The 8,606-nt window shown below is 43.9% G+C and carries 7 protein-coding genes; all 7 read right to left on the minus strand.

Going from position 1 to position 8,606, the window contains the following annotated elements; genetic code table 11:
- Window positions 1–150 precede the first annotated feature (150 nt).
- Window positions 151–960, minus strand: a complete 810-nt coding sequence (locus IQ264_RS03570) for a Spy/CpxP family protein refolding chaperone (protein WP_193978669.1) — start codon at window positions 958–960, stop codon at window positions 151–153.
- Window positions 961–1,224: 264 nt separating this feature from the next.
- The gene (locus IQ264_RS03575; RefSeq protein WP_228061259.1) at window positions 1,225–2,427 is read right to left on the minus strand and encodes a DUF1254 domain-containing protein; all 1,203 of its coding nucleotides are present in this window, start codon (window positions 2,425–2,427) and stop codon (window positions 1,225–1,227) included.
- A 227-nt stretch (window positions 2,428–2,654) separates the two neighbouring features.
- On the minus strand, window positions 2,655–5,024 hold the full coding sequence (locus IQ264_RS03580; protein WP_193978671.1) for an arylsulfatase: 2,370 nt from the start codon (window positions 5,022–5,024) through the stop codon (window positions 2,655–2,657).
- 294 nt (window positions 5,025–5,318) lie between these two features.
- The gene (locus IQ264_RS03585) at window positions 5,319–5,459 is read right to left on the minus strand and encodes a hypothetical protein (protein WP_193978673.1); all 141 of its coding nucleotides are present in this window, start codon (window positions 5,457–5,459) and stop codon (window positions 5,319–5,321) included.
- A 256-nt stretch (window positions 5,460–5,715) separates the two neighbouring features.
- The gene (locus IQ264_RS03590; protein ID WP_193978675.1) at window positions 5,716–6,729 is read right to left on the minus strand and encodes an AraC family transcriptional regulator; all 1,014 of its coding nucleotides are present in this window, start codon (window positions 6,727–6,729) and stop codon (window positions 5,716–5,718) included.
- Between the two features lie 90 nt (window positions 6,730–6,819).
- Window positions 6,820–7,827, minus strand: a complete 1,008-nt coding sequence (locus tag IQ264_RS03595) for an AraC family transcriptional regulator (RefSeq protein WP_193978677.1) — start codon at window positions 7,825–7,827, stop codon at window positions 6,820–6,822.
- Window positions 7,828–8,053: 226 nt separating this feature from the next.
- Window positions 8,054–8,515 carry a transposase gene (locus IQ264_RS03600; RefSeq protein WP_193978680.1) on the minus strand — a complete coding sequence of 154 codons (462 nt, stop codon included), beginning with the start codon at window positions 8,513–8,515 and terminating at the stop codon, window positions 8,054–8,056.
- Window positions 8,516–8,606: the final 91 nt, after the last annotated feature.

The raw sequence follows: 8,606 nt of genomic DNA on the forward strand, positions 1-8,606 counted from the left end.
TTGTTTGTAGACTTGTCGGTTACTGAGTCAAAGTTCAAGTCCAGAGATTTTCTCATTAGATGTGCTGATGCTCCAAAGTTTTGAGTTTTGAGTTCAATTAAAAACTTAAAACTCATAACTTAAAACTCCGCGTTAGCGGTGAGAGCAACCTTACAGAGAAGCCAAAGCGTTGATCGCCTGATTTATCTGGGTACGTTGCTCCACTGTCAACACTTCTCGAATCTTCAGCAGACGATCGAAATAAAGTTTGTTGCGTTGAATGGCAGTGTCAATGACTTGACTGTGGGCAGTGCTAATAGCGGATGCTGGAGTATTAGGTTGCAGGGATCGATCGAAAGATTGCAGTGCCGCTTGTAATTGCTGGGTTTTCCGATCGATCGCAGGTTGATCGTTGTTGACAATTTGTGTAATCTGCTGTGTTTGGGCTGGCGTTAGTGATGTTGCCGTAGAAACCAGCACATCAATCTGATCTGAATCTGGCTGGCTGTAGCTATTCAATGCCCGAACTGCCTGGTTTAATTGGCTGCGTTGTTGAACGGTTAATACCTCCCGAATCTTGAGCAAACGGTTGAAGTAAAGTTGATTGCGTTGTTGAGCAATAGAAATAACTTTCTGATGAGCGGCGCTAATGGTTGATGCCGGGGTAGTCGGTGTGAGCGACTGCATCAACGCTGTTAATGCTGTTTGTAATTGATCTGTTTTTTGATCGATCGCTGGTTGAGAACTCTGAAAAATCGAAGTAATTTGCTGTTGTTGAGTGGGAGTCAGCGAATTAATAGTGTTAAGGATTTGATCCTGAGATGTGGCTTGAGTTGTTTGTGCAAGCAACTGCGGCATCGGTTCTGACTGTTGTAGCGATCGGTTATTATCAATTGCAACAGCACGAGCATTCTGATTAACCAAAGTTAAAGATATACAACCGATTACAAAGGTAGAAACGAACAAGTCATAAGGTTTCATAATGCACTCCATCAATAAAGATCGATCCAAAAACCAAAATTTAAAATTCGTAGGGTTAACACCTGACATCCGAGCTTTTGAAAAATTCCGCTGTAACCTGATGGTTTTCATGGTGAATTACTTACCTTTATCAAAGTACAACTCCAGTGATTCTCTAATCAGATGTATCAATCTCAACTCTCTGCAACATTTCACTTATTTTTATACCATTAAAGTCTATTTGACAAGGTGTGTTCTCCAAGTGAAGTGCCGTAAATCAAAAATCTACAATCGCTTGACTGCTGGCGGTACCCAGCGACCATCAAGCACCTGGGCTTTAGGCGCGTACAGCCGCATAGTTAAGCCTAATTTTCCTTGAGCGGGAGACGGTAGCCAGTTTGATTCTTTATCGACACCGGGCGATTCGTGCTGGAAGTAAATATCTAGGGAACCATCGCTGTTATAGGTTAATGGGTCGCGATCGCCAATGGCAAAGCGATCGAGCGGGTTAGCTACCTGGAAGCCCTCCGCGTCGTACATGGTAAGCGACCAAAACGCTTCTACTGGGGGAAGTTCTGTTGGACTGAAGTGAAGCACATATTGGTTTCCACCCTCCATTGGTTGTCCGTTGGCATCGACCAGATTTAATGGGTAAATCGCGTCCTGGGGTTGGTTAGCACCAAGACCAACCATAGCTACAATTGCTCGCTTTAGGTAATAGTTGCCATAGACACCCATCGTGTCGATATTCATCTGCCAGCCGTTGACTACTTGCGCCAAGGTCGGTAACTTAGCGTACATCAGTTTGAGTCCATCCACTACAGCCTGTTCTAGTCCTGCTTTCACCGCAGGTGCAGCTCCATCAAAGTCAAAACTATTGCCTGGTATAATGCCAATCCGTTCCAGACGGGCGATGGTAGACCAATCGGTGATATGGGGCGGGTTAAGCTTCATCAATTCTGCCCCGTAACTAAAGTACTGGGCAGCGGTCATACTATTCACCTGGTTGAGGGGCGGTGTTTTCATATCCACTGTGGGGTCAATTGCCGCTGTTTCTGGTTCATAAGCCTGCCCCCACCGAGATAGGGGTGCGATCCGATAGCCATCTTGGACTTGATGAACTGCTGGATAATCCTTTGGCCCATTAGTTTGGGTACGACCAATAATCCAGACGTATGGGGTAGGCGACTCGATCGGTTGCACCCCATCGGGCAGAGTACCGTTCCATCCTTTCAGGAACACGCCAAAATGGGCTGCACTTGTGCCACTGGTACGTTTGCCCGGTACTGCGAACACATCAGACCACATATCCATCATGGGCAGCAGATAATAGCGATCGTTCGTGTCCGGTGCAGACACAATCATCGGTTCCTGCGTCAAATCGAGCCATGCTGAGGAATAGAGCGTATCGAAATTCGGTCGCACAACTTCCCGAAAATCAGCAGGTGGAAACGTCCGCAGGTGATGAAAGGCATTCATCGGCCCCATACCCGGCTTCGTATCGGGTGCATAGTTGGTCGTAACTCGTCGGGTCACTTCCATTGAGATCAGCGAGTAGAAGTAATGATAGGCTTCAATGCCAATTTCGTAAGCATCTGTCTGGTTCAAGGTTTGATTGTTCATCATTAGATTTAGTAGGAATACAGCTATTTGTCTAAAACAGGGAAGATGGAGAAATGAGGAGAGATCTAGCACTAAAAACTCTCCCCATCTCCCTATTGCCGCGCCATCGCTACTCTGAGTCGCTCTTCTGGGTCAATGAAGTGATCGTGGTCATCCTTACCTACATCAAGCTGTACCCAGTGAATTTTGCCTGTGAACTTGCTGCTATGGACAGTGTAATCGGGGCTGACGGTAGTACCTGATTCGTAGCCAATATCAGTCGTCTCGTCTGCTGAGAAAATCATGGCTTGGGTTGCCTCGACTCGCCCGTTGCCCACTGATTGACCGTCATAGTACAGGCTGACATTGCCGCCCTTGCCTAAACCACCGCCATCGTAGGCAAACTCCATGCGTACTTGGTGTTTTCCTTGGGGGATGGAAGATGTGGCTTCGGTAGGAAACTCTTTAATACCCAAGACGTTGTAGGTAAACTTGAGCTTACCGTCCTTAGCGTAAACACTCCAGCCGCCGAACCTGCCACCCTGAGCAACGATTACGCCGTTGGCGGGTTTGTCTTTCACCTCGATTTCAGCGGTAATGGAGAAGGATTTGTTTTTGATGTTGATGACGCTGTTTTCCGATAAGCGTCCCATACCAGCGAAGAAGATTTGCGAGTTACCGTGAACCAGTGAGGGTCTTCCAGCTGTAGTTGGATCGATCCGCTCGGTTTGCCGATCGTCTAAAGGCAAAACATTATACTTCACTGCCTCAATCAAAAACTGACGTTGTAATTCGCGCAATTTCTCCGGCATTTGCTTCGAGAGGTCGTGAGCTTGCGACCAATCTTTGCTGCCGTCGTACAGTTCCCAAACATCTTCATCGAAGGGTACCATCTTCTGCCCCACCATCACCCAAGGAGTACGATGCTTGGTGATGGCACTCCAGCCTTTGTAGTAGATGCCTCGGTTGCCAAACATCTCGAAGTACTGCACATCATGCTGTTCGGGAGCACTGGCATCGTTGAAGCTGTACGCCATGCTGGTGCCTTCGTAGGGGCTTTGCAGCACACCGTTGACCATTGTTGGCTCAGGGATACCCGCGATCTCCAGAACCGTTGGTGCGATATCAATTACATGGGTGAACTGGTTACGGATGCCGCCCTTTTCCTGAATTCCTTTGGGATAGCGGACGATCGTACCATTTCGGGTACCACCCCAATGGGAGGCAACCTGCTTTGTCCATTGGTAAGGGGTGTCCATCGCCCAAGCCCAACCGACAGCATAGTGGTTGTAGGAGTCGGGCGAGCCAAAGTCATCTAATTTCGACAACATAAACTCAGGCGTTTCCAACGATGCCATGCCGTTGAAATTCGCCATTTCGTTGAATGCGCCTTGGAGGGTGCCTTCAGCAGATGCACCATTGTCACCGACGATGACATAAACCAGCGTATCGTCCAGAATCTCTAGATCTTCTAAAGCTTTGATGACTCGTCCAATGTGATAGTCGGTGTGTTCCATGAACGCTGCATATACTTCCATTTCCCGTTCCAGCACGGGCTTGAGTTGGGAGTCCATGTCATCCCAGGCAGGAATTTCGGCATGACGTGGTGTTAGTTCTGCCTCTGGGCTAATCACTCCTAATTCTTTCTGTTTGGCAAAGGTGATCTCTCGCTGTTTGTCCCAACCGTGAGCAAATTTACCTTTATACTTTTCGATCCACTCCTTCGGTACATGGTGGGGGGCATGGGTGGCACCTGGGGCAAAGTACATGAAGAAAGGCTTATCGGGCATCAGGGCTTTCTGCTGACTCACCCAAGAGATCGCTTTATCTGCCAAGTCTTCGGTTAGGTGGTAGCCTTCTTCGGGGGTTGCTGGGGGTTCGATCGGAATTGTCCCTTCGTATAGAGCCGGGTCCCATTGATTGTTCTCACCACCAATAAAACCATAGAAATATTCAAACCCACCACCGCCTGTGGGCCAAGCATCAAACGGTCCCATCGGTGAAGTTTGCCACACGGGGACTTCATGGCACTTACCGAACATGGATGTTGAGTAGCCATTCAGCTTTAGAGTCAATGCCAGGGGCGCTTTAGTGTTGGGACGCACGGAACATTGACCGGGGGCAGCAGTAGCGGTTTCGGTGATGTTGCCCATGCCGACTGAGTGGTGGTTGCGTCCGGTTAGTAAGGCTTGTCTGGTAGGAGCACACAGAGCAGTGGTGTGAAAGCGGGTGTATTTCAGCCCTTGTGCTGCCAGCTTTTCAAAGGTGGGCGTGTTGCAAGGCCCACCAAAGGCACTGGAAGCTCCAAACCCTACATCATCGAGCAGGACGATCAAGACGTTGGGCGAACCTGCTGGCGGACGCAAATCTCGAATTGGGGGATAGTGCGTGTCGGGGTTCTTGGCATCGTAGGTGGTTAAGCCAAAATGAGTTTGGTCAGGAATCGGCAAAATTTGGCGTTGAACCTTGTCGTTTGATAACATTTGGCATCTCCTAGTTTGACTTTCTAAATGGCACTCAAAAACAGAAATGGTAGATGCTAAGTATCTGAGACTGTATCTTTAGCAGCTATGCGGGCTGCGTTCACGTAGCGTGTGCGTTAGCACGTATCGCTTCCAATACTGCAATTTGGGCTTCTTGCACTGCTGCGGCGGCAAAAATGATGGCGCTAGCTGCGTATTCTTCTGCGCGATCGGCACGAGATACTAGTTTCTCGACTTCGCGTTGGGCTTTCCATTCCTCTACTTGTGACTGAATTTCCGACTTTTTGGATCTAGCTATTGCTGCACATTAGCTTTAACTTCTTCTGCTTTTTGTTGATTTTCTGCAACCTGAGCTTTGGCAGTTTCTAACTTCGACTGAATGAGATTTTGAGCTTCTTGGGGAAGCGTTTCCAGATCGGCTTTTGTATGCTCCAACTTAGTTTCAATTGCTGACGCAGAAATTCACAAAATTGATCGATTTTATTGCTCATAGTTTGAATCCTAATAAAAATATAAAATGAATGGCTTTATAGGGGTTGGCATTAACAACTCCTCCAAATTATCAATCCGAAGAGTATAATAATCTTGTCATTTCATGCCAATCGCGTTTTAGAAGGGTATACCAATTTACATTAATCTCTTTCATCATTATCAGGTTTCAGCACTGGAGTATCCTTACCCTGTCGCCTTTTCACCCTTTTTCAGCAAGCCCTAAGTAAGCTCTAGGTGAAACTCCTGCCCAGCGTTTGAATGCTCGTGTAAAGTTACCAACATCTTTGTAACCAATTTCGGCAGCAATATCAGTCACCTTATTTGTTGGGTCGCGCAGAAGTTGGGTTGCAAGCTCAAAACGAACTTGTTCTACTAAATGGGAATAAGTTAAATTACATTTATTTAATTGTCGTTGAAAACTACGAACACTGATTCCTAGAATTTCTGCGGTAGATTGAATTTTAGGATACCCTTGTTTTAATTCAATGCCAATAATTTGTCTGATAAGTGTAGCGAAATTTGTCGATCGAGTAGATGAATATAAAATTTCATAATCTTGATTCCGTTGTTGTTCGTCATACTCGTCAAAGTTGTGTAATGGTAAATTCAGCAGATTCTTTGGCACAATGATCGCAGTTTCATCTTGATTAAATAGAATCTTTGTATTTGAGAATAATTCCATTTCAACTAAACTCCATGAATGAGGAGTTGTCAGATGAATTTCCGTTGGCATCCAACATAAACCTGCGGCCAATTGAATCAAATTAATCAGTAACATTAAAGAATAATGAATAGCTTGTGGATGATCGGTTTCAAAGTTATTAATAAACCTTCGACATAGCCATACATTTTCTCCTTGTTGATTTAACCAAATGCGATCGCCAGAATTATAGCTAGGCACTAAACGAATTAAGGTATCAACCGCATCGTATAGAGTCAGTGAATGACTGAGTAATCGTCCTAATGCACCTAAATTGGCAACTTGTGCCTTTTGTCCAGCCAACAGCCCAAACTGTTCCATCCCCTCTTTTAGGGCAGTATTCTCAATAAATTGCAGAACCTGTTTCAGGGGAAGTAATACCTCTGGGTCATGGAGTATAGATGCTGGTAATTTTGCTTCTGCAAGAAGAGACTCAGTAGGCGCATCTAGCTGCTGAAGAAGAGTAATGACTCCATGTATAACATTCGCCCGAATTAAGGGAATGTGGATCATGGCAGTTCTTTTTATTTTGGAATAGACAGTTTAACTATATTGGAACAAACTTGTTATCCTCTGTCTTGTCATTCAATGCCATTTGGCTCTTCAACGTTGCAAATGGAAGTTACGAAACTGACGAGGTGAAACACCTGTCCAGCGCTTAAATGCCCTCGTGAAATTGGCAGCATCGGTATAGCCTAAATCAAATGCAATATCAATCAACTTGTTACTCGAATCTTTCAACAAATTTACAGCCTGGTCAAATCTGACTTGTTCAACTAATTGTGAATAGTTAAGATTGTTTTCCTGTAACCGCCGTTGAAAAGTGCGAATGCTGATCCCTGCAGCTTCTGCTGCAATGGCAATATTAGGATAGCTTTCTGGTAAAAGAAGCAAAATCAATTGGCGAAGTGAATCACTAAAATTGTCACTAGGGGCTGTTAACTTCAACATTTCTTCTGTATTGCCAGAGAGGGAAGGTGCGTTGAAATGATTTAACGGTTTACTCAATAAATCTTTGGACAAGCGAATGGCATTGTGGGGCTGATTAAAATAAATTTGTGTATTAGATAAACAATCTAGACTTAATAGCGATTTGTTTTTGCTGTTTTGTAAATGGAGTCGATCGGGTTGCCAATTTGATCCGGCTGCTAAACGGATGGCGTTTAAATACATTGTGATTGTGAAACCTTGTCCCTGATCGGCTTGGATATGATGAGGGATAGTAAATTGATGATTTACCGAAAGGTAGTTACTATCTTCAGTTAGCCAAACTTTTGCACCAGAATTCAACGTACTCCTAAGCTTAACTATCTTGCATAGCATTTCATAGAGTGTCAGAGATTGGCAAACCAATGCACCAAAATTACCAAATTCAGAAAGAGGACTTTTTTGAGCAACAATAATCCCCAAGTTTTCGATTCCTTCCCTTCGCGCAACCAGTTCCCCAAACGTAAGACTTTGGGTCAATGGGATTAAATTCTCCGAATTATCTAGATTAAAAATCGGTAAGTGTGCTTGCTTTAAGTAACGCTCAGTGGGCGCTCCAATCCGATTGAGAAATTTGAGGAATGGCAAAATTGCACTCGCTCGAACGAGAGGAATAAATTTCATAGAGTATTAAGAGGCAAATAAATTATTGTGCTTCTTTAAAAAAAGATATTTACTTGGATAGATGTAAAAATTTGATTTTGATTTTACTTCTGTTAAAATAATACAGGGTTGGCATCAACTGACAAAAAAATTGTAATAAATCTTAAAAAAATATCAAATAGTGCAAAAAATAAGCTATAAACATCTCCAAATTTCGGCTCTCCCGTTAATCTGGTGATAAGTTTTCCTAATCAAATAAACAAGCTAATAGTTTTTCTCGGAGATTATCAAAATTAGTAAATCCGTAACTTTGACGCAAAATCAATTTAATTTTATTGTTGATTCCTTCCATGACTCCACTGGTAGTTCGACTAATAAAATAATTGCAAATAGGTTCTAAGTGTTGGCGAATTGTTTGAGCAACTGAGCCAAAAATAATCTTCGCATAACTCAACCATTTTTTCATTTTTCTCAATCCCATATTTACCGTAGTACTAGTTTCATAAATTGAGCGAAACTCTTCTTTTAATTCATACGCTATTCCTAAAACCGCTGACTTTTCTAGTAGTTGATGAAGTTCTATTTTCTCTTCATTGGACAAATCTTCTCGACTTTTTAACAACAAGCAGCGATTTTTGGGTCTTCCGGCATCATGGGGTAAAATGTAGTTAGCACTACATTTTACCCGAAAAGGACGATGGATTTTCATCTAGATACCTTATTAAACTTACCAAACGTTACAGTTTTCACTGCTTATGAAAAAGAAGGATTCTTCATTTTAAAATTAGAGTTGTTAAACG

It is taken from the genome of [Phormidium] sp. LEGE 05292, assembly GCF_015207735.1.
GTDB lineage: Bacteria > Cyanobacteriota > Cyanobacteriia > Cyanobacteriales > Aerosakkonemataceae > Floridanema.

Excerpts from the sequence above, each read along its gene's own strand:
- IQ264_RS03600 (WP_193978680.1), bottom strand. The coding sequence starts at position 8,515 with ATGAAAATCCATCGTCCTTTTCGGGTAAAATGTAGTGCTAACTACATT.
- IQ264_RS03595 (WP_193978677.1), bottom strand. The coding sequence starts at position 7,827 with ATGAAATTTATTCCTCTCGTTCGAGCGAGTGCAATTTTGCCATTCCTC.
- IQ264_RS03570 (WP_193978669.1), bottom strand. The coding sequence starts at position 960 with ATGAAACCTTATGACTTGTTCGTTTCTACCTTTGTAATCGGTTGTATA.
- IQ264_RS03575 (WP_228061259.1), bottom strand. The coding sequence starts at position 2,427 with ATGGGGCCGATGAATGCCTTTCATCACCTGCGGACGTTTCCACCTGCT.
- IQ264_RS03580 (WP_193978671.1), bottom strand. The coding sequence starts at position 5,024 with ATGTTATCAAACGACAAGGTTCAACGCCAAATTTTGCCGATTCCTGAC.
- IQ264_RS03590 (WP_193978675.1), bottom strand. The coding sequence starts at position 6,729 with ATGATCCACATTCCCTTAATTCGGGCGAATGTTATACATGGAGTCATT.